Here is a 796-nt window from a genome sequence, read left to right on the forward strand (position 1 = left end):
TGCCACGGCAGATAGGGCGCTTTATACTTCAAAATCGTTAGGTCGCAATACTTATACAATGGTAAACGCAAGTTGAAACAAGCTGTTATCAACAGTTACGCTATAGCTACACTGTCACTTTTGTCCGCGGCTTCACAAGCCGAAACGCTTAATGATTTAATAGTCAAAGAATTTGAGTACAACTTTGCATTGAGTGTGGTTTTAACTGACACCGATGTATTTACATTTGGATTCCATGATTTTGACCCTAACCAATACTTCAACTTAAGTAACGAAGATATTGGGACGGCAGACTCTTTGGATCTGCGCAAAGAGATCAAAGAATTCACGTTACCTTACAGCTTTGACCTTGCCGAAAACGAAACTGAGAAACTAACGTATCGTTTTAATGGACGCTTTTATCTGTTGGGCATTGATCAAGATGTTTACTTCAATGAAGAACCTATTCCAGATCGAAGTAAAGAGCAGTTTATTGGTGGGTATAACGAGTTTGAAGTGGAAAAGCAGCTCACAGAACACTTTAGCTTAAGTGGTGCGCTAGGGGCTCACCTCATACATTATAAAACGGACTATACCTACCGAAGTGATGCAATTACGGCACTCCAACCTATTTTGGATGGTGCATTGATAAATACCAGCGCTTGGGCTTTGCTCGGACAGCTTAACGCCAAGTTAAAATACCTTGAGCAAGAATCATGGGGTAAATGGTATCTCTGGACATCGCCACATTACTTCTATGGAACCGGATGGGGTGAGGCAAATAACGGGAATGTAGGAAAGCCGGAAGGTTGGTATT

General features: G+C 41.6%; 1 protein-coding gene. It reads left to right on the plus strand.

Translation table 11 applies throughout. The annotated features are described in order from the left end of the window. Nucleotides 1–72: 72 nt before the first annotated feature. A partial coding sequence (locus R7Q09_RS24990; RefSeq protein WP_318143803.1) for a Solitary outer membrane autotransporter beta-barrel domain occupies nt 73–796 on the plus strand: 724 nt, incomplete at its 3' end.

This window comes from Vibrio sp. 2130-1 (assembly GCF_033339515.1).